Origin of the sequence: Peribacillus sp. FSL K6-5616, assembly GCF_038008245.1 — a bacterium.
GTDB lineage: Bacteria > Bacillota > Bacilli > Bacillales > DSM-1321 > Peribacillus > Peribacillus frigoritolerans.
The window spans coordinates 1,307,044-1,331,901 of the sequence record NZ_JBBOYT010000001.1; the positions used below are offsets into that span (position 1 = coordinate 1,307,044).

General features: G+C 40.5%; 20 protein-coding genes. 17 read left to right on the forward strand and 3 right to left on the reverse strand.

The genetic code is table 11. From position 1 onward, the window contains the following. Positions 1 to 159: 159 nt before the first annotated feature. From spoVS to mutL, 10 genes are all read left to right on the forward strand, one after another. Entirely contained in the window at positions 160 to 420 is a 261-nt protein-coding gene (gene spoVS / locus MHB45_RS06325) for a stage V sporulation protein SpoVS (RefSeq protein ID WP_029281188.1), read from the forward strand. A 134-nt stretch (positions 421 to 554) separates the two neighbouring features. Next, positions 555 to 1,487: a dipeptidase gene (locus MHB45_RS06330; RefSeq protein WP_048684713.1), complete on the forward strand. Its 933-nt coding sequence runs from the start codon at positions 555 to 557 to the stop codon at positions 1,485 to 1,487. A gap of 215 nt (positions 1,488 to 1,702) precedes the next feature. Next, a complete protein-coding gene (locus tag MHB45_RS06335; protein ID WP_048684710.1) occupies positions 1,703 to 3,460 on the forward strand; it encodes a 2-oxoacid:acceptor oxidoreductase subunit alpha in 1,758 nt (585 codons plus the stop codon). Next, on the forward strand, positions 3,447 to 4,313 hold the full coding sequence (locus MHB45_RS06340; RefSeq protein WP_048684708.1) for a 2-oxoacid:ferredoxin oxidoreductase subunit beta: 867 nt from the start codon (positions 3,447 to 3,449) through the stop codon (positions 4,311 to 4,313). Before MHB45_RS06335 ends, MHB45_RS06340 begins: the two co-directional genes overlap by 14 nt. A gap of 581 nt (positions 4,314 to 4,894) precedes the next feature. After that, entirely contained in the window at positions 4,895 to 5,935 is a 1,041-nt protein-coding gene (tdh, locus tag MHB45_RS06345; RefSeq protein WP_048684937.1) for an L-threonine 3-dehydrogenase, read from the forward strand. A 342-nt stretch (positions 5,936 to 6,277) separates the two neighbouring features. Continuing rightward, positions 6,278 to 7,822 (forward strand): tRNA (N6-isopentenyl adenosine(37)-C2)-methylthiotransferase MiaB, encoded by a 1,545-nt coding sequence (miaB, locus tag MHB45_RS06350; protein ID WP_048684706.1) that lies wholly within the window; start codon positions 6,278 to 6,280, stop codon positions 7,820 to 7,822. Between the two features lies 1 nt (position 7,823). Further along, positions 7,824 to 8,252 (forward strand): RicAFT regulatory complex protein RicA family protein, encoded by a 429-nt coding sequence (locus MHB45_RS06355; RefSeq protein WP_034313499.1) that lies wholly within the window; start codon positions 7,824 to 7,826, stop codon positions 8,250 to 8,252. Positions 8,253 to 8,465: 213 nt separating this feature from the next. Beyond that, entirely contained in the window at positions 8,466 to 9,005 is a 540-nt protein-coding gene (locus MHB45_RS06360) for an outer spore coat protein CotE (RefSeq protein ID WP_034313495.1), read from the forward strand. A gap of 202 nt (positions 9,006 to 9,207) precedes the next feature. Beyond that, entirely contained in the window at positions 9,208 to 11,832 is a 2,625-nt protein-coding gene (gene mutS / locus MHB45_RS06365; protein ID WP_072272738.1) for a DNA mismatch repair protein MutS, read from the forward strand. Between the two features lie 22 nt (positions 11,833 to 11,854). Next, positions 11,855 to 13,795, forward strand: coding sequence for a DNA mismatch repair endonuclease MutL (mutL, locus tag MHB45_RS06370; RefSeq protein ID WP_048684702.1), 1,941 nt, complete (start codon positions 11,855 to 11,857; stop codon positions 13,793 to 13,795). 629 nt (positions 13,796 to 14,424) lie between these two features. Here the strand turns inward: mutL and MHB45_RS06375 are convergent. Then, complete coding sequence (locus MHB45_RS06375; RefSeq protein WP_048684700.1) at positions 14,425 to 15,078, reverse strand: cupin domain-containing protein; 654 nt, start codon at positions 15,076 to 15,078, stop codon at positions 14,425 to 14,427. A gap of 334 nt (positions 15,079 to 15,412) precedes the next feature. On the opposite strand from MHB45_RS06375, the gene MHB45_RS06380 reads away from it, so the two are divergent. The 4 genes from MHB45_RS06380 (at position 15,413) to MHB45_RS06395 (ending at position 19,383) form a co-directional block, all read left to right on the forward strand. Next, positions 15,413 to 17,305: an OPT family oligopeptide transporter gene (locus MHB45_RS06380; protein ID WP_048684698.1), complete on the forward strand. Its 1,893-nt coding sequence runs from the start codon at positions 15,413 to 15,415 to the stop codon at positions 17,303 to 17,305. Then, positions 17,295 to 17,660, forward strand: a complete 366-nt coding sequence (locus MHB45_RS06385) for a PqqD family protein (protein ID WP_048684696.1) — start codon at positions 17,295 to 17,297, stop codon at positions 17,658 to 17,660. Before MHB45_RS06380 ends, MHB45_RS06385 begins: the two co-directional genes overlap by 11 nt. A gap of 191 nt (positions 17,661 to 17,851) precedes the next feature. Then, positions 17,852 to 18,664 (forward strand): SDR family NAD(P)-dependent oxidoreductase, encoded by an 813-nt coding sequence (locus MHB45_RS06390; RefSeq protein WP_072272740.1) that lies wholly within the window; start codon positions 17,852 to 17,854, stop codon positions 18,662 to 18,664. Positions 18,665 to 18,774: 110 nt separating this feature from the next. Next, positions 18,775 to 19,383: a methyltransferase gene (locus MHB45_RS06395; RefSeq protein ID WP_048684692.1), complete on the forward strand. Its 609-nt coding sequence runs from the start codon at positions 18,775 to 18,777 to the stop codon at positions 19,381 to 19,383. A 201-nt stretch (positions 19,384 to 19,584) separates the two neighbouring features. Here the strand turns inward: MHB45_RS06395 and MHB45_RS06400 are convergent, their stop codons facing one another. Then, positions 19,585 to 20,106: a hypothetical protein gene (locus tag MHB45_RS06400; RefSeq protein ID WP_340907520.1), complete on the reverse strand. Its 522-nt coding sequence runs from the start codon at positions 20,104 to 20,106 to the stop codon at positions 19,585 to 19,587. A 610-nt stretch (positions 20,107 to 20,716) separates the two neighbouring features. Between MHB45_RS06400 and MHB45_RS06405 the strand changes: the two genes are divergently transcribed. Further along, positions 20,717 to 21,451 (forward strand): alpha/beta fold hydrolase, encoded by a 735-nt coding sequence (locus MHB45_RS06405; RefSeq protein ID WP_072272743.1) that lies wholly within the window; start codon positions 20,717 to 20,719, stop codon positions 21,449 to 21,451. Between the two features lie 738 nt (positions 21,452 to 22,189). Here the strand turns inward: MHB45_RS06405 and MHB45_RS06410 are convergent. Then, positions 22,190 to 22,906, reverse strand: a complete 717-nt coding sequence (locus tag MHB45_RS06410; RefSeq protein WP_048684935.1) for a GntR family transcriptional regulator — start codon at positions 22,904 to 22,906, stop codon at positions 22,190 to 22,192. 151 nt (positions 22,907 to 23,057) lie between these two features. On the opposite strand from MHB45_RS06410, the gene MHB45_RS06415 reads away from it, so the two are divergent. Together MHB45_RS06415 and MHB45_RS06420 are read left to right on the forward strand one after the other, a co-directional pair. Further along, the gene (locus MHB45_RS06415; RefSeq protein ID WP_072272744.1) at positions 23,058 to 23,495 is read left to right on the forward strand and encodes a PTS sugar transporter subunit IIB; all 438 of its coding nucleotides are present in this window, start codon (positions 23,058 to 23,060) and stop codon (positions 23,493 to 23,495) included. A gap of 4 nt (positions 23,496 to 23,499) precedes the next feature. Then, entirely contained in the window at positions 23,500 to 24,849 is a 1,350-nt protein-coding gene (locus tag MHB45_RS06420; RefSeq protein WP_048684683.1) for a PTS sugar transporter subunit IIC, read from the forward strand. Positions 24,850 to 24,858 lie beyond the last annotated feature (9 nt).

Genomic DNA, 24,858 nt, shown 5'->3' on the forward strand with positions numbered 1-24,858 from the left:
ACAGTCAACTGCCATCCGTTTTTCCATTCTTAAATAAATGGTGTACAATCCCGGTTTTCTTTGTCATACAAGTTTTACTTGATGAATATAGTAGCAGTGGAAAGTGTTATAACTATTGAGCCAAGTTAGAATCGGCAGGGAAAACAAGGAGGACTAGGAATGGAAATATTAAAAGTTTCAGCAAAATCTAATCCTAATTCTGTAGCAGGCGCACTAGCGGGAGTGCTCAGGGAAAGAGGAGCAGCCGAAATTCAAGCAATCGGTGCAGGTGCGTTAAATCAAGCCGTCAAGGCAGTAGCAATCGCAAGAGGGTTTGTCGCACCTAGTGGAGTTGACTTGATTTGTATTCCTGCCTTTACAGATATACTTATTGATGGCGAAGAGAGAACGGCAATAAAACTAATCATTGAACCAAGATAATTCCATGTTTGGGTGTCCTGTTTGTCAGATGGCGAGCAGGCTCTTTTTTGTCGTGAAATCCAAATGACGAAAGACCCGTGTCCCTTTATAATGGAATATATAATCATAAAAAAGGTACAGGAAAGGGGGATTACATGGAGATTTTTGATGCACATTGTGATGTGCTGATGAAGATGTTCATCGATCCGGATATTTCTTTTACGAATAGTGATAAATTACATATAACAAAGCGGGGTTTATTGGACGAAGGGGGAAAGGTACAATGTTTTGCCATATATATTCCTGAAAAAGTCCACCCTGATATGAGATTTCAAGCGGCTTTGGCGATGGTGGATATTTTTCATGAAAAGATTTTGTCAGAGCCGGAAATGAAATTTATAAAGACCAAGGCAGACATCGAATCTTTAAAAGAAAAGGAAATCGGTGCCATGCTAACTTTGGAGGGGTGCGATTGTATTGGGAATGATTTGTTGAAACTGAAAACCCTTATTCATCTTGGAGTATCCTCCGTAGGCCTAACTTGGAATTACGCTAACTTGGTAGCGGATGGAGCATTAGAAACAAGAGGGGGCGGCTTGACAGGATTTGGAACGGAGGTGGTCACGCTACTGAATGAGAAGGCAATTTGGTGTGATTTATCCCATTTATCTGAAGCTGGATTTTGGGACACCCTAAAATTGACGAAATTCCCGATCGCCTCCCATTCGAATGCTTATCATCTTTGTCCGCATCCGCGAAATTTAAAGGACGGGCAGATAAAAGCCCTTTTACAGAAAAATGGGGTGATCGGCGTGACCTTTGTCCCGCAATTTCTAGCAAATGGCTCGGTTACGATAAAGGATATCTTGAAACATATAGAGCATATATGCAGTTTGGGCGGGGAAAGACAAATTGGATTAGGCTCCGACTTCGATGGAATCGATCATATGGTAGAGAATTTAACGTCATATAAGGATTATCATAACTTAATAAATGAATTGAACAGGCTTTATTCCAGTGAGTTTGTAAAAGGTCTCCTTTTTGATAATTTCACTCGTAATTTTCCGCTTGAAAAGGAAATTTCTTAAGTGATTTTCAATTCTTACTATATAGATATGAATAAATATTCTGAAAATATAAAAAATAAAAGCAAAAAGGTTGCAATTTGATGATTTAACCGATAGAATTGAAAGCGTTTAGTACACCTTTCCTAAATTAGAACGATAATTATACATAGTTGAATGTTCTAAGAGAGGTGCGGTTAAATGCATTTATATACGAACGTCCTAAAGGAGTGTAAGACATGATCAATCAACTTTCATGGAAAGTTGGCGGACAACAAGGTGAAGGTATTGAAAGTACAGGAGAAATATTCTGTATTGCCCTCAATCGCTTAGGTTATTACTTGTATGGCTACCGTCATTTCTCATCCCGAATCAAGGGTGGACACACGAATAACAAAATTCGTGTAAGTACTACGGAAACTCGTGCTATCTCTGATGATTTAGACATCTTAGTTGCTTTTGACCAAGAAACAATTGACGTCAATTATAAAGAATTACATGAGGGTGGCATCATAATTGCAGATGCAAAATTCAAACCTGTCTGCCCAGAAGATACAAAGGCAGAATTATATATTGTTCCTTTTACGGAAATAGCAGCCGAATTAGGAACATCATTAATGAAAAATATGGTCGCCATCGGTGCGACATGTGCTGTTCTCGGAATGGAAATTTCCGTATTCAACGATGTGGTTGATGAAATATTCGGCCGTAAAGGTGAAGAAATCGTTAAGAAGAATATGGATGCCATTACTGCCGGCTATAAGGCAATGGAAGTGCTGCTTGGAGAAAAACTGGGCGCGATGGAGCTGGAAAAGGCAGACGGCCAAAAACGCATGTTCATGATCGGAAACGATGCTATCGCTTTAGGCGCAGTAGCAGGCGGTTGCCGCTTCATGGCAGCTTACCCGATTACTCCGGCCTCGGAAATTATGGAATACTTAATTAAGAAACTTCCTCAATTTGGCGGGACAGTCATACAGACTGAAGATGAAATCGCGGCAGCCACAATGGCAATCGGTGCGAACTATGGCGGTGTACGTGCCATCACAGCTTCAGCTGGACCTGGGCTTTCCTTGAAAATGGAAGCGATTGGTTTAGCGGGCATTACCGAAACGCCAATTGTCATCGTCGATACTCAACGTGGCGGTCCATCTACGGGACTTCCTACAAAACAAGAGCAATCTGATTTAATGGCCATGATTTATGGTACACATGGTGAAATACCTAAAATCGTCATGGCTCCGAGTACTGTTGAGGAAGCTTTTTATGATACGGCAGAAGCATTCAACCTTGCAGAGGAGTATCAATGTCCAGTTATCGTTTTATCCGACTTACAGCTATCATTAGGTAAACAGACGGTTCAGCCGCTTGATTACGGCAAAGTGGAGATTAGACGCGGAAAATTGGTTGACTTTGAAATTGAAGAGCCTGAAAACAAATCTTACTTCAAGCGTTATGAAGTAACGGAAGACGGAGTCTCACCACGGGTAGTGCCTGGTATGAAAAATGGAATTCACCATGTTACGGGTGTTGAACATGATGAAACGGGCAGACCTTCCGAGACGGCCGTGAATCGCAAATTGCAAATGGATAAACGGATGCGTAAGCTGAATAATTTAACTAACACATTCCAAACACCAGTATACAAAAACACACCGCATGAAGAAGCGGATTTATTAATTCTTGGCTTTAACTCAACACGCGGGACGATTGATGAAGCGATCGGCCGGTTAGAAACGGATGGAATGAAAGTGAATCATGCACAAATCCGTTTGATTCATCCTTTCCCAGCTGATGAAGTCCTATCATTGGTGCAAAGTGCTAAGAAAGTAGTAGTTATTGAAAATAATGCGACTGGACAATTGGCTAATATCATCAAGATGAATGTCGGACATGTTAATAAAATTAAAAGCATCCTAAAATATGATGGCAACCCATTCCTCCCGCATGAAATTCACACACAATGCAAGGAGATGTTCGAATATGGCAACGTTTAAAGAGTTTCGGAATGATGTAAAACCTAACTGGTGTCCTGGCTGCGGAGATTTCTCCGTTCAGGCTGCCATGCAGCGTGCGGCAGCCAATGTAGGATTGGAGCCGGAGAATTTGGCTGTTGTTTCCGGTATCGGCTGTTCAGGGCGTATATCCGGTTACATCAAGTCATATGGTTTCCACGGCATCCATGGCCGCTCACTGCCAATTGCCCAAGGAGTAAAAATGGCCAACCGTGAATTGACCGTTATAGCTTCAGGCGGTGACGGAGATGGTTTTGCAATCGGGATGGGACACACCATCCATGCGATCCGCCGTAATATCGACATTACGTATATTGTCATGGATAACCAAATTTATGGATTGACAAAAGGCCAGACTTCTCCTAGATCCGCTGCTGGATTTAAAACGAAATCCACTCCAGAAGGATCAATAGAACAGGCTGTTTCACCCATGGAATTAGCATTATCAGCTGGCGCTACGTTTGTCGCCCAAAGCTTTTCCACTGACTTGAAAGACCTGACGGCGATCATTGAAGCAGGGATAAACCATAAAGGGTTCTCCTTTATCAATGTTTTCTCTCCTTGCGTAACATACAATAAGATCAATACGTATGATTGGTTTAAACAAAACTTAACTAAATTGAACACGATTGAAGGTTATGATTCTTCAAATAAAGAACAGGCCATGCAGACTTTGATGCAGCATGACAGTCTCGTGACAGGGATCATTTATCAAGACTCTTCACGTCCTTCTTACCAGGAATTAGTGCCAGGGTATGCTGAAAAATCGTTAAATAAATCAGATCTGACACTGGATCAAGCGCATTTTGATAAGCTTGTTGCTGAATTTATGTAAAAGTTAAAAGGTTCACCCCTTAGACGGGGTGAACCTTTTTTTATGATTAATAGGAAAGCTCAAGTAGAGAGAATCACTCTAAATTAGCTTACCACCAACCGTTATTACATCCACAGCCGAATGAGAATAAATTGCAACGATTCCTTCTGCGACAATGGCGGTTGCGGTCCCGATCGCGGTCCCGATCACGATCCCGGTCGCGGTCGCGCCTATTGCAGCCCCTCACAGCACGACAAAAATCGTCTGCGATTCTATCGTTATCTCTGTCCCGATCTCTGTCCCGATCTCTGTCCCGATCTCTATCCCGATCGCGGTCCCGATCATGATTATTGCATCCACATGACATATAAGTCACTCCTTCATTGTTTTTGTTGTACAAGATATCTTATTCGGGAGCGGACAAGATGCTATAGAAACATGACCCATTTAACAAAAATGTACGAATGCCCAAAAATCATCATTATTAATGTGAAAAGGCCGGTACAAAAGTGATTATGGTATTTTTGTGATTGATTTTTCATATCTTTAACATATTAAGGTAGATGAAAAAGCACAGCCCTATTTCAGGGGGAATGTACATGTTGAGAGGTAAAATGAAAGCCATCGTCAAACATCACCGAGGTTATGGGGCACAATTACAAGTTGTCGATATACCGGACATTCGTGATGACGAGGTCTTGATTCGAGTGAAGATGACCTCGATCTGCGGAACGGATATTCATATTTTCACCTGGGATGAATGGTCACAAGGAAGGGTGAGCCCGCCATACGTATTCGGGCACGAATTTGCAGGGGAAGTAATCGAGATAGGAGCAAGCGTCAGTAATGTTTCAGTTGGTGATTGTGTATCTGCCGAAACACATATCGTTTGCGGTACATGCAGGCAGTGCTTAACAGGGCAATTCCATATCTGTAAAAAAACAAACATTATCGGTGTTGATAAACAAGGGTGCTTTGCAGAGTACATAGCTCTGCCAGCCAAGAATTTATGGAAAAATCCAAGTGATATGCCACTCGATATAGCTACCATCCAAGAACCGATGGGGAATGCCGTCCATTCAGTGCTAGCCGGCGAGGTGCTGGGTAAAACGGTGGCAATAATCGGTTGTGGTCCAATTGGGCTTATGGCGATTGCTGTAGCAAAGGCCGCAGGTGCTGATAAAGTAATCGCTCTTGATATTAATGATTATCGACTTCAGCTAGCCAAAAAGATGGGTGCCACACACCTCATTCATTCAATTAATCAGGATCCAGTGGAAATCACGAAAAGCATTACAAGTGGGGATGGGGTAGATGTTGTTTGTGAAATGAGCGGTAACCCTACAGCTATCCAACAAGGGTTCAAGATGGCGACCAATGGTGGAAGAATATCCATTCTAAGTCTGCCTTCTAAGCCCGTTACGATTAATATAACAGAGGATATCGTATTCAAGGGTCTTACTGTCCAAGGGATAACTGGAAGGAAGATGTTTTCAACCTGGCAACAGGTTTCAAGTCTGCTTGAAAGTGGCAAGGTTGATGTAAAACCAATGATTACCCATCGGTTTTTACTTAGTGATTTTGAAAAGGGCTTTGAACTGATGATCAAAGGTCAGTGTGGTAAGGTTCTCCTTATACCTTGAACACCTGATAAGGTGAAAATTGCATGGTCTGCATTTGAAAAATCTTGAAAGGGGAAAGCGTCATCCGAAAATGATAAGAAGAGGCTAACTTCGTCATAGCCTCTTCTTTCATGTTCTTATTTTCAATATTTGTGAAATATTTCTTACAATTGAAGAAGCCACGACAGAATGATTGTTTCTTGCTGTTAAAAGCTTTATACTATGATAATGTGGATATATCACACTTAATAGCTAATATTTACTGGAAATTCTTAAAAAGGAATCCGTATAAATCCATTTGAAGATAGGTCTTGGAATAGTTGGTGAAAGAAATAAACTAACTATTTTGAAAGGAGATTAACTATGAACGAGAAACAACGATTAGAATCACAACAAGTACAGGCTGAGAATCCAGCGGACAAAAAATCCGAAAAGGACTTCAGTAAGTACTTTCAAGCCGTTTATATTCCGCCTTCCTTAAAGGATGCGAAAAAGCGAGGAAAAGAAGAAGTAGAATATCATGATGACTTTGCCATTCCTGAAGGTTTCCGCGGAATGGGAGAAGGTAAAAAGTTTTACATTCGCACTTTTGGCTGTCAAATGAACGAACATGATACAGAAGTCATGGCGGGCATCTTTATGGCACTTGGTTATCAGGCGACAGACTCGGTGGATGATGCTAACGTCATTTTACTTAACACTTGTGCGATTCGGGAAGGCGCAGAGAATAAAGTGTTCGGTGAATTGGGGCATTTAAAATCATTGAAATTGGAAAAGCCGGATCTATTGCTTGGGGTATGCGGCTGTATGTCACAAGAGGAGACAGTTGTAAAGCGGATTCTAGAGAAGCACCATTTTGTAGATATGATTTTCGGAACGCATAACATCCACCGCCTGCCGCAAATCCTTAATGAAGCGTATCTTTCCAAGGAAATGGTCATTGAGGTTTGGTCTAAAGAAGGTGATGTAATCGAGAACCTTCCGAAAGTGCGTAAAGGAAAAACCAAGGCATGGGTCAATATCATGTATGGCTGCGATAAATTTTGTACATACTGCATCGTACCGTACACGAGAGGGAAAGAAAGAAGCCGCAGGCCTGGAGATATCATCCAGGAAGTCCGTCATTTAGCGGCACAGGGTTACAAGGAAATAACCTTGCTTGGACAGAATGTGAATGCTTACGGTAAAGATTTTACGGATATCGATTATCGTTTCGGCGATTTGATGGATGAAATCCGCAAAATTGACATTCCGCGCATTCGTTTTACGACAAGCCATCCCCGTGATTTTGATGATCATTTGATTGAAGTACTGGCTAAAGGCGGAAATCTCGTTGACCATATCCATCTTCCAGTTCAATCGGGAAGTACGGAAACACTTAAAATCATGGCCCGTAAGTATACACGCGAACAATATTTAGAGCTAGTTAAAAAAATCAAGGAAGCTATCCCAAGTGCATCGCTAACCACGGACATCATTGTAGGCTATCCGAATGAAACGGAAGAGCACTTTGAAGAAACGATGTCATTATACCGTGAAGTTGGTTTCGATGCAGCATATACTTACATCTACTCACCACGTGAGGGAACACCGGCTGCGAAAATGCAGGATAATGTACCGATGGAAGTGAAAAAGGAACGTCTGCAACGCTTGAATGCCCTTGTAAATGAAACGTGCGCATTGAAAATGAAAGAGTATGATGGACAGATTGTTGAAGTGCTCGTTGAAGGCGAAAGCAAGAAGAATGCGGAAGTATTAGCAGGTTATACAACGAAAAATAAGCTCGTGAACTTCAAAGGACCAAAATCCGCTATTGGCAAAATCGTAAAAGTGAAAATCACCGGAACGAAAACATGGTCATTAAATGGGGATATGGTTGAAGAAGCAACGGCGATTGAGGTGGAGTAATATGACTAAATATACTAAAGATGACATTCTGAACAAAGCAGCCGAGCTTGCTGAAATGATCGCCAGCACGGAAGAAGTCGATTTCTTTAAACGGGCAGAAGCTCACATCAATGAAAATCAAAAAATCCGTGAAATGATCGCCAGCATCAAGAGTTTGCAAAAACAGGCTGTAAACTTCCAACATTACGGCAAAGAGAAAGCATACAGTCAAGTGCAGGCCAAAATTGATGCACTGGAAAAACAATTGGATGAACTTCCGATCGTGCAAGAATTCAAACAATCCCAAGTGGATGTAAATGATCTTTTACAAATGGTCTCTTCACAGGTATCGAATAAGGTGACGGACCTGATTATTGAATCGACCGAAGGCGATGTCCTTCGCGGTGAGACAGGTTCACAGGTACAAGCAGGCGGCGGAAGCTGTTCATGAATAGTAAAAAAGCCCTTCTGGTTTCAGAAGGGCTTTTTTAATATGCGGAAATCCTTATACAGTGCCCATTCGTGACACATATCCCAAAACTTGAGCATAAAATAACCTAGGTTTAAAACATTACAGCAGTTTTCAAACAATTAAAATTCTACGCACACTAGACTTTTACCACGCATAGGATGAATGGAAACTGTATGAGGAGGGTTCGCTAGCATGTCACAATATAGAGAGATAATTACTAAAGCGGTGGTGGCAAAAGGACGTAAATTCACTAAGTCCTCTCACACCATTTGCCCGGCTCATCATCCTTCTAGCATTCTAGGTTGTTGGATCATCAACCATAAATACGATGCAAAGAAAGTCGGCAAAAAGGTAGAAATTCACGGCAGCTACGAAATCAACGTCTGGTATTCTTATAACCAAAATTCAAAGACGGAAGTTGTAACTGAAAAAGTGCAATATACCGACGTTATTTCGCTGAAATACCGTGATCCCGATTGTCTTGATGACCATGAAATCGTTGCAAAAGCTGTCCAACAGCCGAATTGTTTAGAAGCATGCATCTCCCCATGTGGACAAAAAATCATTGTCCATGTGGAAAGGGAATTCTTTGTGGAAGTCGTCGGCGAAACGAAAATTTGTGTCGCTGTAAGTCCAGATGGCCGCTGTGAGGATGACTGGGGCTCTGATTTCGATGATGAGGATTTCGAAGATTTAGATCCGGATTTCCTTGATGAATTCGAAGACGAATAGAATATAGAAATTAATACCGGATGACATTCCCTTCATCCGGTTTTATTTAATTTGAAGCGGGACAAGTCCCTATGGCTTTGCAGATACAGCTAGCTTACAAATTTACCATGCAATTTCGAATACAGGCCATGTTGCATTTTCGTATGTTATAATGAAGGACATAAATGTGTAATAGATTTTAGTTTGGAAAGGTTTTGAAGGAATGGCTGGATATACTCCGATGATACAGCAATATTTAAAAATTAAGGCAGAGTATCAGGATGCCTTTTTATTTTTTCGTTTAGGCGATTTTTATGAAATGTTTTTTGACGATGCACTGAATGCATCACAAGAGCTCGAAATCACATTAACGAGCCGAGAAGGCGGTAGTGAAGAGCGAATTCCGATGTGCGGCATTCCGTATCACTCGGCTGCTAATTATATTGATATATTGATAGAAAAAGGTTTTAAAGTAGCTATTTGTGAACAAACCGAAGATCCGAAGCAAGCCAAAGGTGTGGTACGCAGGGAAGTTGTCCAGCTGATTACCCCGGGAACGAAAATGGATAGTAAGGGTCTTCGTGAAAAGGAAAATAATTATATTGCCACCATCACTTATTTTACGGATGGTCAGTTTGGCTTTGGATACAATGATTTATCGACAGGGGAAAATAAGGTTACATTGATTGAGAGTTTCGAGGAAGTTCTGAATGAATTTGCGATCCTTGGTGCGAGTGAAGTGGTCATTGCCGAGGATTTCAATGAAGAATGGAAAAAAATACTTCAAGAACGGGGCGCAGCCGCTCTATCCCTAGAGAGTAATTTGGTTCAAAGCGAGTCATTCGCTCCATTGCTTCATTTGTTAAAAGACCAGAAACTGGCGACAACGACCTCACGTTTATTGAATTATCTATACCGTACCCAAAAACGCAGCCTGGATCATTTACAGCCAGTGCTTGCATATGAAACATCACAATATATGAAAATTGATTATTATAGCAAACGTAATTTGGAATTAACTGAAACCATTCGTTCCAAAGGTAAAAAAGGCTCATTACTATGGCTGCTTGATGAAACAAAAACAGCCATGGGCGGAAGGATGTTGAAGCAATGGATTGATAGACCGCTCATTAATAAAAAACAGATCGAGCGGAGACAAAGCCTTGTTGAAACCCTGAAAAATCAATACTTCGAACGACAAGACTTACGTGAACGCCTGAAGGAAGTGTACGACTTGGAGCGGCTTGCCGGAAGGGTGGCCTTCGGGAATGTAAACGCTCGGGACTTGATTCAACTGAAACGTTCCTTGCAACAGGTGCCGGTCATTCGTGAAATCGTGAAGTCAATGGCTTCCAATCAGGATATTTCAATCCTGGCCGATAAATTGGATCCTTGTGAAGAAGTGACGGATTTACTTGAAACGGCGCTTGTAGAAAACCCTCCATTGTCCGTGAAGGAAGGGAATATCATTCAGGATGGTTTCCATAAGGAGCTGGATACATACAGGGATGCCAGCAGAAACGGGAAAACTTGGATTGCACAGCTTGAACGCGAAGAGCGGGAACGCACCGGGATCAAATCCTTGAAAATCGGATATAATCGTGTATTTGGCTATTACATTGAAGTCACACGAGCAAATTTGCATCTGCTTGAAGAAGGCCGTTATGAACGGAAGCAGACTTTAACGAATGCCGAACGTTATATCACACCTGAATTGAAAGAAAAGGAAGCTTTGATTTTACAAGCAGAAGAAAAAAGCATCAGTTTGGAGTATGACTTATTCCTCAATCTTCGTGAAGAGGTCAAAAGCTATATCCCTCGCTTACAGGATTTGGCGAAAGGCGTCAGTGAACTGGATGTCCTGCAGTGCTTTGCGACGATTAGTGAAGAACGCCATTATGTGAAGCCTGTCTTTTCCGATGATCGAAGAATCGTACTGAAGGAAGGCAGGCATCCAGTGGTCGAGAAAGTCCTTCAATCACAGGAATATGTCCCCAATGACTGCTTTATGGATGGAGATCGGGAGTTACTCTTGATCACAGGGCCCAATATGTCGGGTAAAAGTACGTATATGCGTCAAATAGCGCTAACATCGATTTTAGCGCAAATTGGATGCTTCGTATCTGCAAGTATAGCTGAATTACCTATTTTTGATAAGGTATTTACCAGGATTGGCGCGGCAGATGATTTGATTTCCGGTCAAAGTACATTCATGGTCGAGATGCTTGAAGCAAGAAATGCCATCATGAATGCGACAGAAAACAGTTTGATATTATTTGATGAAATAGGCCGGGGAACATCAACTTATGATGGGATGGCGCTTGCTCAGGCCATCATTGAATATATTCATGAGGAAATTGGGGCAAAGACACTCTTTTCGACTCATTATCACGAATTGACTGTATTGGCAACGGAACTCCCAAAATTGAAAAATATCCATGTAAGTGCCATTGAGCAAAATGGAAATGTCGTTTTCCTTCATAAAATTAAAGAAGGGCCAGCAGATAAAAGCTATGGAATTCATGTGGCTAAGCTTGCTGATTTACCGGAGCAGTTAATAGATCGGGCAGCTGCTATTTTAGCCCAGCTAGAGAATGAAAATGGACAGGCAAAGGCGAGTCCTGAACAGCCTGCTGCTGATAAAGCACCTATTGCCGAAGCTGCCCCTGTGTCATCCGTCAATGAGGCACAGCTTTCCTTCTTTGGGGAAGAAGCTCCTAAAGGAAGGGTGAATACTTCACCAAAGGAAAAAAAGGTGCTGGATGACATAAAATCACTGGATATCCTTGAAATGACGCCGCTTGAGGCAATGAATACCCTTTATAAATTACAAAAGAAACTTAAATGAGAATTAAAGCGAGGCGATAAAAATGGGAAAAATCATACAGCTTGACGAGGCTTTATCTAATAAAATCGCAGCTGGCGAAGTTGTTGAACGCCCAGCCTCAGTCGTTAAGGAACTTGTGGAAAACGCAATAGATGCAAACAGTACCATTATAGAGATTGAATTGGTGGAGGCTGGACTTGGTTCCATTCGGATCGTGGATAATGGCGATGGGATTTTACCTGATGACATAGAAGCGGCATTTAAACGTCACGCCACTAGTAAAATAAAAGATGAAAATGACCTCTTCCGAATCCGAACACTTGGCTTCCGCGGTGAAGCCATGCCCAGTATTGCTTCAGTTTCCCGTTTTGAAATGAAAAGCAGCACTGGTGAAGGAGTAGGAACGCGCATACTTCTTGAAGGAGGCATGGTTAAGGAACTTGAGGCTTCATCCAGCCGTAAAGGAACGGATATCCTGGTTTCCGACTTGTTTTTTAATACCCCTGCAAGGTTGAAATATATGAAAACCATTCATACCGAGCTAGGAAATATTACGGATGTCGCTAACAGGCTCGCACTTTCACATCCGGATGTTTCTATACGGTTAACACACAATGAGAAGCGTATCCTCCATACGAATGGTAACGGTGATGTCAGGCAGGTGCTGGCGGCAATCTATGGTACGAATATTGCCAAAAAGATGATTCCGGTTCAGGCAAGCTCCTTGGATTTCAAATTATCCGGATATATCGTCATGCCCGAGATCACCCGGGCTTCAAGGAATTACATTTCAACCATGATAAACGGACGCTTCATTAAAAACTATGCGCTCGTGAAAGCAATCCTGGATGGGTATCATACACTTCTTCCAATTGGACGTTTTCCAATCGCTTTGCTGAATATCGAAATGGATCCGATTCTTGTCGATGTCAATGTACATCCATCCAAAATGGAGGTAAGGCTCAGCAAGGAACATGAATTGTACAGTCTTGTATCGGAAACGATTAAATCTTCGTTTAAAAAGATGTCTCTAATACCAAGTGGATATACACCAGCAGCAAAGCCGGAACAGGTGAAAAGTGAGCAAACCACTCTGGAATTGGACCATGTTGTGGAAAGCGGCAAGCGGGTCCTGGAAGAAGCCAAGAAAGAAGCTTCCCTCTTGAAGGATACCTTGATACGGGAAAAGCAGGAACAAAAGAATTACGTGGATCATAATGAAGATTTCAATCTTGAACCAATAAAGGAAATAATCTATAGCACTGAACAGCAGCAAATGGAAGATGTCTATGTACCGGTCTTACAAGATGATGAAAGCAAACCATATTTCGAGTCAGCTGAAAAGTTTACAACCTACACTGTCGAACAAGATGAGGAAATCGAGGCGAATGAACCGGAAAGCCGCATCCCTCCGATGTACCCGATTGGGCAAATGCATGGAACATATATTTTCGCCCAAAACGAAAAGGGCTTGTATATCATAGACCAACATGCTGCCCAGGAACGGATCAAATACGAATACTTTAAAGAAAAAGTCGGTCGAGTTGAAAACGAGCTACAGGATATGCTGGTCCCCATCACCCTTGAATTTTCGACAGATCAATGTATCCGGATAAATGAATATCGGAATGAGTTGGAAAAAGTCGGCGTCTTTTTAGAGGAGTTTGGCTATAATGCCTATATTGTCCGATCGCATCCACAATGGTTCCCTAAAGGAATTGAACAGGAAATCCTTGAGGAAATGATAGAACAATTGCTATCGATGAAAAAGGTCGACATCAAAAAATTGCGCGAAGAAGCAGCCATCATGATGAGCTGTAAAGCCTCCATAAAGGCAAACCGTCATCTGCGCAATGATGAAATCCAAGCACTATTGGATGAACTGAGGCGGACAACAGATCCCTTCACATGCCCTCATGGAAGACCTATCATCATCTCATATTCCATATATGAAATGGAAAAAATGTTCAAACGGATCATGTAATTAAAAGCAATGGAGAACCCTTATGTAATGGGTTCTCCATTGCTTTTTTAGTTAAATGACCACAAAATGACCACATTTATTGGTCCATGGACTTTTATCCTGGAGCTTTTGAAAAGTTTTCAGCTGAAGAGTCCTGTATATTTTGTGTAACATGACTTTATGTATCTAAGGTTATAGAAACTTTTGAATGTCCTAATCTTTCTGATACCACTTTCGCATTTTCTCCGATCTCCAACATTATAGTTGCAATTTTATAGAACTGTGGATTGAAAACTTTGATATGGGTAGGTACCTTTATAGAGTAGAAAATCTCTGAGCCATCGTAAAATTGAAGTGAATCATCTGTTGTTTAGATGGGGGTCCATTTGAGATTTCTTATATTATAAGAAGAAACTCGGTAGAATATATAGAGATAACTGATAATTGTATCCAAGCGTATCATGAATGGCCATAAATCACATTAGGTGACTACCATAATATAAGATGTGGCGAAGTGAAAAAAACGGATCATGTAATTATAAGCAATGGAGAACCCTTATGTAATGGAGTTCTCCATTGCTTTTTTCGATTCCGGTTTATTAGTTGTATAGGCCTTCGAACAGGGGGAATCATGTTCCCAACATCTATCTTCAATAATAATAATACGGGGGATTGGGCTGATATAGATAGTTGTAAGCCGGAGCAGTATACATTTGGTTATCATAGTGATTAATATATTGAGGATATTGCTGCATGTCATCTTCGGCCGCTCGATGGCAGTTGGCTGGCGGACCGATGAATGTTGATGGCTGAACTGGTGCAATTGCTTTTTTCCATTGGTTTTCATCCATGCAATAAGTATGGGCCATAATATTTGCAGGCGTCAATTTCAAGATATCTGAACCGAGGATCACCTCAGGTGTTGGTGCATTAAAAATGGCGAGCAGATGAGTATTATCCGCATTAGCCACTTCATAATGCCACCAACCTTGTGGGACGTTGGCTACTTGACCGGGTTTAATGGGATAATTTTGAATTTGCTTTGTGAATGGATTCAGTAATGAAACGGTTGCCGCTCCAGAAATGCAATACACTAGCTCGGCTGCATTTTGGTGATAATGCGGTTCTACGACATTGTCTGTGCTGAGGTAAATATCTAATAATGAAACATTTTCGAGGGTGTTCAATTGTTTGACACCTAATACATTAATATAGTTTTGATTGTCTTTTTTCATGAAATTGCTTTTATTGATATCGAAAAAGAATTGTGTGGATGGTGAAGTATAGTCCATATAGGAGACCATGAATTTATCATTCCTTTTTTAAGACTTGATTTTTCAAGATATGTTATATTTTATTTTAATGTGCAATAACCCAGTGCGTTATTTCCTATGGAACTGGTAAGGGGTGCTGATGATGCTGTGATTAAAAATGAATGATAGGCCGTGACTTCGTGTAACGAATTATTTGTAGTTATTATATCAATATTATTTTATATTTTTTAAAACTGAAACTACTAAACTGAATTTTTAATATTATCAAACTTTTGATGAACATAATTTTCCCATTGCGTGACTTTAAATTACAGTGATATAATGTTCTCTGTGATTTTAAAGTTTAACATAGGAAGTGGCTAAATTGTCGAACAATTCAAAAGAGAGTAAATTCGTCCCGTACGTCTCTGCATCTAAATCTCTACCGGAATTGACTGCAACTGCAATCATTCTAGGGATCATTCTTGCAATCGTATTCGGGGCGGCAAATGCATACTTAGGCCTACTAATTGGTTTAACTGTCTCTGCTTCAATACCCGCGGCGGTAATTTCAATGGCCATATTAAGAGGGGTTTTTCGCAGGGATTCAATATTAGAAAACAATATTGTGCAAACGATGACCACGGCAGGTGAGGCTATTGGTGCCGGTGCTGTATTTACCATTCCGGCATTATTCATGTGGGACATGGACGTGAGTCAAGCATTCATCATTTTCGTAGTATTAACTGGGGGATTTTTAGGGGTCTTCATGATGGTTCCCCTTCGCCAGCTTTTGATTGTAAGGGAGCATGAAACATTACCTTATCCAGAAGGTACGGCATGTGCCGAGGTCCTGAAGTCAGGAGAAAAGGGTGGTACAAGCGCCAAGCTAATCGGAGCCGGTTTGGTAATTGGCGGTGTTGTTAAAGGGCTTGGTGATGGATTTAAGCTTTTCAAGACAGAGGTTGAAACAGGGATCACGAATTTTAAAAATGCAGTGGTTGGTCTTGATGCCTTTCCTTCCCTTTTGGGTGTAGGGTACATTATTGGACCGCGTGTTGCAGGACAAATGCTAGGTGGGGGTTTATTAGCCTGGGTCGTTTTAATACCGGCCATCAGCTTTTTTGGCGGAAACAATGGGACAGCCATTTTCCCTTCTGATGTACCGATCGGTGAATTGGATGCATGGGGAATTTGGGATAATTATATTCGCTATATTGGCGCTGGTGCCGTTGCAACGGGCGGATTGATCACTTTGATCAAAACATTACCTATACTTTTCAGTTCAGTTATTGATACTCTTAAAGGCGTAAAAGCCAATAAAGGACAACTAAAATCGGGTTCTATCCGTACAGAACAAGACATACCGGCTAAATACGTTTGGTTGGGTACGATCATCGTAATTTTAATCATTGCTTTCACACCTATAACAGATGTAGGAATCATCGGTGCGATTGCAATCGCGATTTTTGGATTTTTATTCGTGACAGTGGCTTCAAGGGTTGTTGGAATCGTCGGAAGTTCTTCTTCCCCTGTTTCTGGAATGACGATCGCTACTCTATTGATTGTAGCGATTGTCTATAAGGCAACTGGTTTTACTGGTACGACTGGAATGGTAGCCGCTTTAACCGTCGCTGCGATCATTTGTACAGCGCTTGCGGTTTCAGGTGATGTTTCTCAAGATCTAAAAACAGGATATATCGTCGGCGGAACACCATGGAAACAACAAGTTGCCATGATGATCGGTGTTGTTGCGTCGGCTTCTGTCATTGGTTTTATCCTGGTTCTTATGGATAACGCATATACGATGGGGTCTGCAGAACTGCCTGCACCTAAAGCGGCACTTATGAAAATACTTGCCGAAGGTGTTCTAGGGGGAGATTTACCTTGGACTCTAATCTTTATCGGTGCGGCTATTTCCATTACATTAGAGTTTTTCGGTCTGAATTCACTTGTTGTTGCAGTGGGCATTTACTTGCCGGTTCATACCAGTGCCCCAATCATGATCGGTGGATTTATTCGATTCTTCGTTGAGTTCTTCTCGAAAACAAAAGAAGCGCTTAAAGCACGGGTTGACAGAGGTGTATTATTTGCCTCTGGTTTAATAGCGGGTGAATCATTGATTGGTGTTCTTATTGCCATATTGATCGCAGCAGGTGTCCAAGTTCCGGCTGCGGCTAAATTAGCCAGCAATTTGCTACCATTCTTATTATTCCTTGCTCTAGCTGGATTGCTTTGGTTCGTATCCAGCAAAGGGAAAAAAGAAGATGCTTCGTAAACGCCAATCAAAAAAGAGGAACCTGTTAACCATGGTTCCCCTTTTGGAAAGACGCGTCACTATGGTGCAAGAATCTTCGGAAGCATCTTTTTTGGTCATTCAAAGGACCAATTTTGTGGAACGAATGACCATTCGTTTCTTAAAACAGCCATCAGTCCGTAAAATCAAGCTTGATAAGTTTGGAGCATATGCCATTAAACAGATGGAGTTTCAAAGGAATGTAAATCAGATCTCTGAAGCGATGAGTGAACATTTTGGCGAGGAAGCAGAACCAGCCTTACCGAGGTTGATGAAATTCCTGGAAATTCTAGAGGTTCATGATTGGATCATATGGGATGATGAAGAAGAAAAATGAAAAAAAGCTGAAGCGCTTCTGGATGCTTCAGCTTTTTACTGTTTTGGTACAAAATTTACCACATCTGCATTTTATGAAATTAGACTATAGGTATAATTATTTGTAATAACTTTATACGTGTTGTATTCTTGGACTGTTAGTCATGATTAATAAAGCAAACTATTCACATTTTGAAGAGCAGGTGGGTTATCATGGGAAGAGTACAAGGTAAAGTAGCATTAGTGACAGGTGGAGCTTCAGGTATTATTGGGTTATCCATATCGACACTAATGGCTAAAGAAGGCGCAAAAGTCGTGATTGCTGATTTTAATGAAGCAGGAGCAAAAGAAGCGGCCGAAAACATTAAAAAACAAGGTGGGGAAGCAGCTGGAGTATTTTTGGATGCTGGACAAGCAGACTCCATCCAGGCAGCAGTCGACTTTACCATTGAACAATATGGAACGGTTACGGTACTCGTTAATAATGTGGGTTTAACTAACCTGCATAAAGATCTGGATGTCGTGAACTTAGATTTGGAAGAATGGGATCGACTTATGGATGTGAATTTAAAAAGTGTGCTATTGGGAAGCAGGTTTGCGATTCCTCACATGATTAAAGCGGGAGCTGGTTCGATTATCAATACGGCCTCCATGGCTGGATTTACAGGTGACTCCGTACGATCCGCATATGGTGCGTCCAAAGCGGGGGTAGTGAATTTGACTCGTTATATCGCTGCACAGTATGGTAAAGATCATATTCGTTGTAATGGAGTGGCACCAGGTCTCATTTTAACTCCTGCAGCGAAAAATAATATGCCTCAGGCCGTACTCGATATTTTTGGCAAATTCAATGCATTGCCATATCATGGTGAAGCGGAGGATATCGGTTATACCGTACTATTCCTTGCATCTGACGAGTCCAAATTCATTACAGGTCAGACGATCCAAGTGGAAGGCGGTCATTATATAGCCAATCCAAGCATCTCTGATTTTAATGATTATGTAACGAAAGCAAATTCCAATTAATTGTCTGGACATTCATATAACAAATCCTTACCCTGGATAAGATCAACCCTTTCCGGGGTTTTTAGTTAGGAAGCGCTTTATTAAAAAACATGAAGCAGGTGCATATAATAATGGAAGTAAAAAATTATGATGAAATGCTGAACATCAGGACGGAAGGTGAACAAAAAAATTTCAATGATTCTTTGCATTATCATCGATATGAACCTACGCCATACAGCGCATTAGAACATTTATTCAAAGAATATCGACTGAAAAGAAATGATCGCATTGTGGATTTTGGATGCGGTAAAGGACGCTTGAATTTTTTGATCCACCACTTCTATCAATCATCTGTGGTTGGCGTGGAAATGAATGAAAATTTCTATAAAGAAGCGATCGAGAATCTGAATGGCTACATGAAAAAAAGGAAAAACGACAATAACAATATAGAATTCCACTGTTGCTTGGCAGAAGAATATGATATTGATACGCAAGACAATCATTTTTATTTCTTTAATCCGTTCTCGGTACAGATTTTCATGAAAATCATCCATAACATTTTACTTTCCTTTGAAAAAGAACCGCGAAAAATCGAACTGATATTATATTATGCTTCACAGGATTATATTTTTTTCCTCGAAAATCAAACCGCTTTCGAGCTGAAAAACGAAGTGATGTTACCTGGCTTGACTGAATCTAATCCTTTTGAGAAATTCGTCATATACCAATTGTCATATTGAATGGATATTGGTTTTTCGGTGATAAAAACACCCAAGCAATCTCTCATGGATGCTTGGGTGCAAAGAGTGAAGCCAATAAAGGCGCTTAATTTAAAGCGGATTGTAAAATCCTTATTACTTTTTTTCTTTTTGCATGCTCCTATTTCATTTTTTATCACTTTAATTTTATGCCCTTCCATTTCTAAGGATGAATCACTTTGTCTATGAAGAGCGAGGTTCTAGTTTATAGTTTGTAAGCCATAGTGAACATAAAAAAATTAATTCAAATGCATTGGTAACAGCCGAACTTCCTATGGGAATAGGAATGGCACTTCCAACTATCATGACTATAGCCCCTAAAAGCATCCAAATCCAACGTGTTCTTATAAATATGTAGATGCTAATCACCAATAATATAAAGGTTACAATAAGTACCATTAAAGGTGGGCCCGAAGATTCCTCACTAACATATCTTAAAACTCCATACTCGTAGATTGGTACAAATGTCTTATGCATATTTTCAATAAATTCATAGATGATAAGCCCAGCTGTAAGGAAAAGGAAAAAGTAGGGTGCTATCGTTTTTTTTGTAAAAGGAATATGTATCCTTTTTGCCATTCCCCATCCAAACAAGATCAATGTGGGAGTGATAAATCCATGACTCCAAAAACGTAATGCATTTAATGACTTTAACAAAGGGCCATCACCAATGAACTTTCCCGAGGCAATAATTAAGTTATCCACGATAAGCCCAAAAGTAACTAGAAGAAGAAAGCTTGAATACGAAAAGAGTTTGCGGTCCTGTCGAAGTAACACCATTCCCATGATAAAAAGAATCATATAAACGATTTAATAACAAAAATATAAAATAGTATCCAACTACATCACCCCCTATATTGTTTTTTCCGTACTATAATAGAACAAAACATAAAAGTGCCCTTTTAATTATAATTTTAGTTTATTGTGAAATTCATATTCCGGAAAGATTGTAAATACCTATTCGGAGAATATAATAGGTAGGCTTTCTATGCCCTTTTTATAAGTTTCAAGGGTCTACATAAGAAACTTTATATTTAAACAAGGATGGAAGCATTGCCATAAATACCGATATTACTGTTAAGCACCATTGAAATACATGGTAACCAGCTTCTTTCGCGCCTTGATTCTTTTTTAGATTAAGTAGAGATGACTTATCCGTCTACATGAGGAAAATGACATAAGATATTCAAAAGAGAAGGAAGTTAGACGTAATGTTCGTTTTATATAGCCCCTAAGGAAATGAAGAGCAATACGAGTATCTATGTGCGTTAGTAAAAGTACTTAGAAATAAATTTTAGGGATAGTGAGGTATAAAATGAAAAAAGTCATTAAATATATTCTTGTTAGTATATTTGCATTAATGATTATCGCTTTCGGCGGCTTTTATATATGGTCAGAACAAACATACAAACCATCAGATGAATTGTATGCGTTAGTTGGAAAGGGGGATATAAAAAAGGAAAATGGGTTTGTCACATTCGAACCAACAAAAAACAAGAAAGTGGGCATTGTCCTGTATCCAGGTGCTAAGGTTGAGCCCGAAGCATACGGTTATTATGCAAAAGAATTAGCGAAAGAGGGATATACAGTCGTTATCCCGGATGTAAGGTTCAATTTCGCTTTGTTTGATAAAAATAAAGCGACGGAAGCTAAAGATGCATATCCAGCAGTGGAGAAATGGTACGTTGCTGGACACTCGTTAGGAGGAGTGGCCGCCACCGCATATGCTTATGAAAATCCAAAAGAGGTGGAAGGGATTATCCTCCTCGGTTCATATCCCAGTGACTCGAATGACTTTTCAAAAATGAAAGTTCCTATGCTATCGTTATATGCAGAATATGATGGGCTATCTACAGTAGAGAAGATTATGAAGACAAAGCACTTACTATCTAAAGAGGCAAACATGCATAAGATAGCGGGGGGAAACCACGGTCAATTTGGTGTATACGGAAAGCAAAAGGGAGATCATGAAGCGACTATCTCAGCTAAGAAACAACAAGAAGAGATGATAGCTGTCACAAAAAAATGGCTTGATCAGAATGGGGAGTAAGTAAAATTCAGCTTGAGCCATGAGAAAAAGGACCTTTATTCTAAGATGATGTAGAGATGCCCTCAATGAATTAATTGGGGGCATTTTCATATCGAATTATATTTGGACTTGTAAACAATGATGCAAAGGGATCCGGTATGCGGAAAAAGGGGGGGATGTAGACTAAACGACAAGCACCACACCTCCCCGGTCCGGATTATTGCTTTCGCGTTATTTGTTTAATATTATGCTATATTTGTAAATTCACTCATTTAATGAGTGTATTTGTAAGTATGTAAATAATTATCCGGACACACAACGAAAAGAGAGGCAATCGTTATGATTGCCTCTCTCAAGAAGAAAAACGAGTTTGCATGAAGTTTGTTTCAGTTGATTTCAGAAATCCGTTCCCTTTTTCTGCAAAGCCTCATCAATGCAAGCGGCTGTGGGGTCTCGGCTAGCCAGTTATTCGGAGGAGTGGCGCAAATTTCTTCAATCCAATGACGTTTCACCCATTAAAAAAGTAAAAAACATGAAGGGTAACAAAGTCTTCCGAGCCTACTTTTATCAAAAAAAGGGTTTTTATCTAAACTTTAAAACTAAGTTGATTGGAGTCGGTGTTCGAGCCTCCTACGGAAGTCGAGTGCCTGGAGTGGAATTCAACGTTCCAATCTTACAAAACCCTAAAAAAATCGAGTATGTCTACAGTCCGGGCTGCCTTAATTAATAAGGCAGCCGTCTTATTTTATATAATAATATTCAATAGTTCCGCTCGATGACAAAGTGCGCGCGATCGCCTCTAAAGAGAGTTTTAGAGAATTCAATGACCGATCCGTCAGTCTCATATGTGTAAGTTTCCAATGAAAAACAAGGTGAGCCGTTCGGTACGTCCAATTTGTCAGAAATGGAATCGTCGGCAAGTGAAAACTCCAAGTGTTCGACCGTTTTTTTTACTTTTAAATTGAATTGTGTCTCAAGTACTTTAAAGAGTGATTTTTCGCAGGCTTCGATATTAAGCCCGGGTGTTTTATACCAAGGGAGAAAGGCAATTTCATATTGAAGGGGGATATCGTTTACGTAACGTATCCGTTCCAGTTTATTTACGGGGTCTCCAATATTTTGTTTAAAAAGCTTGGCAAGGGTAGCGTTTGCTTCGATCACCTTTAAGCTAATGACCTTTGTAGAAGGGTTTTTTCCTTGCATCGTGACTTGCTCAGAGAACTTTTCAACCGTGCTTGAAAGAAATTGCTTCACTTTATTTTCCGAAACGAAAGTCCCTTTGCCCTGAACACGGTAAATGTAGCCTTCGACGTTCAATTGCTGTAAGGCCGTGCGAACAGTTGTCCTGCTTACTCCGTATATTTTACAAAATTCAGCCTCGGTCGGTAATTTTGTATTTGTTTGATATTCGCCATTTTTTATGAGATCGATAATCGATTCCTTGACTATGGAATGCAATGCCGCTTCTTTATTCATGGTTTCCACAGTGATTCCTCCTATGTTCATTCCCAATATATACATATAGATTATCTCGGATAAGTACAATAATCAACTTAAATTCACAAATTTTTAGTAACAAATTTAAATTTGTGTTGATATTTTTCCAATTTGTAACTACAATGTATGTATGGAGGCAATAATACCCATTCCATTCAAAGGAAGTGATAAAAAAGTAACATCGGTTATTTATAAGAAAGCGGTTTCAACTCACTTGAAAATACTGAATAATCAATCATTAAAAAGGGGGGTAATTTCAATGAATATCTTATTATGTTGTTCTGCAGGGATGTCTACTAGTTTATTAGTTACCAAGATGGAGGAAAGTGCTAAAAAACAAGGGGTAGAGTGTCATATATGGGCAGTTGGTTCTACAGAAGTTAACAATGAAATAGATAAGGCCGATGTGATTTTATTAGGTCCGCAGGTTAGATATCTTCTTTCCAAGCTACAGGAAGCGGGGAAAGAAAAGGGAATTCCTGTCGCAACCATCAATCCGATGTTCTATGGACTATGTAATGGTGAAGAAGTGCTAAAACAAGCCACTACTTTAATAAAAGGAGAATAAGGATATGATGACTTTTATTGATAAGTATATTATGCCTGGGGCGGTAAAGGTAGGAAATAACCGGCATTTGCTTGCGATTCGTGACGCATTGATTGGAATGATAGCGATTACAATGATCGGGTCATTCGCCGTCCTGTTTAATAATCTAGGGCAAGTCATCAAGCCTTACGGAAGAATGATGGAGGCCATCTTCGGTCCTGCATGGAATACGCTCGGCGGTGATATTTGGTTTGGAACATTTGCATTCATGACGGTATTCGCTGTATTCGGCATTTCTTATAAATTGGCACGATCATACGGTGACGATGGTTTTGAAGCGATGCTGGTATCCGCAGCCTGTTTCTTCTTACTATTGCCTCAAATCGGAAATGTCACTTTAACTATCGATGATAAGGATGTTACTGGCGGGGCATGGGGTTTTGTAAGCGTAAACTATTTTAATGCTACAGCCCTCTTTACAGGAATTGTCGTTGCCTTGATAGCCACTGAAATCTTTGTGAGACTTTCCCGAGTGAAGTATTTAGTCATCAAGCTTCCTGATGGAGTTCCTCCTGCGGTAGCCCGTTCATTTGCAAAGTTAGTGCCGGGGATGGCAACGATCTTTATCGCTGGCGTATTCGGACTGCTGTTCCGTAAAGCTACGGATGGGCAGGTATTGAATGACTGGTTGAGTAAAGTGATCGTATCTCCATTACAAAGTGCAGTAGATTCATTGCCATTCGCTATTTTACTAGTATTTCTTGTTCATTTATTATGGATGATCGGTTTGCATGGACCCAATATCCTTGGCGGGATAACGACACCGCTTTTTGAAAGTTCAGGAGTGAAAAATATCGATTTATATGCAAAAGGCGTCAAAGACATGGACCAATACGGGGTATTGGCGGGTTCTTTCCTGGATGCATTTGTTTATTTAGGCGGATCTGGTGCAACACTGGGCCTCATCATTGCAATGATCATTGCCGGCCGGAAACGGTATAAACAGATGATTGCACTCGGAGGGGCGCCAGGAGTGTTCCAGATAAACGAACCCATTCTTTTCGGATTGCCTATCGTTCTGAATCCAATGTGGTTCATCCCATTTGTTCTCGGCCCAGTAATTACAACGGTGATCTCTTATATCGCGGTAAGCAGCGGAATGGTTTTCCCGATCGTCGCTAAGATTCCATGGGTTACCCCGCCGATTGTGGGTGGATTCCTGGCCACAGGCGGACATGTATCTGGAGCGGTCCTGGCTGCAATCAATCTAGTCATTTCAACAGCTATTTATTTACCATTCGTTTATGCTCAAGTGAAGATAGACACCAAAAATGAAACAAAGCTTACAAAAGATTCAGAAACGCTAAGCCTTTAAGAAAGTAGT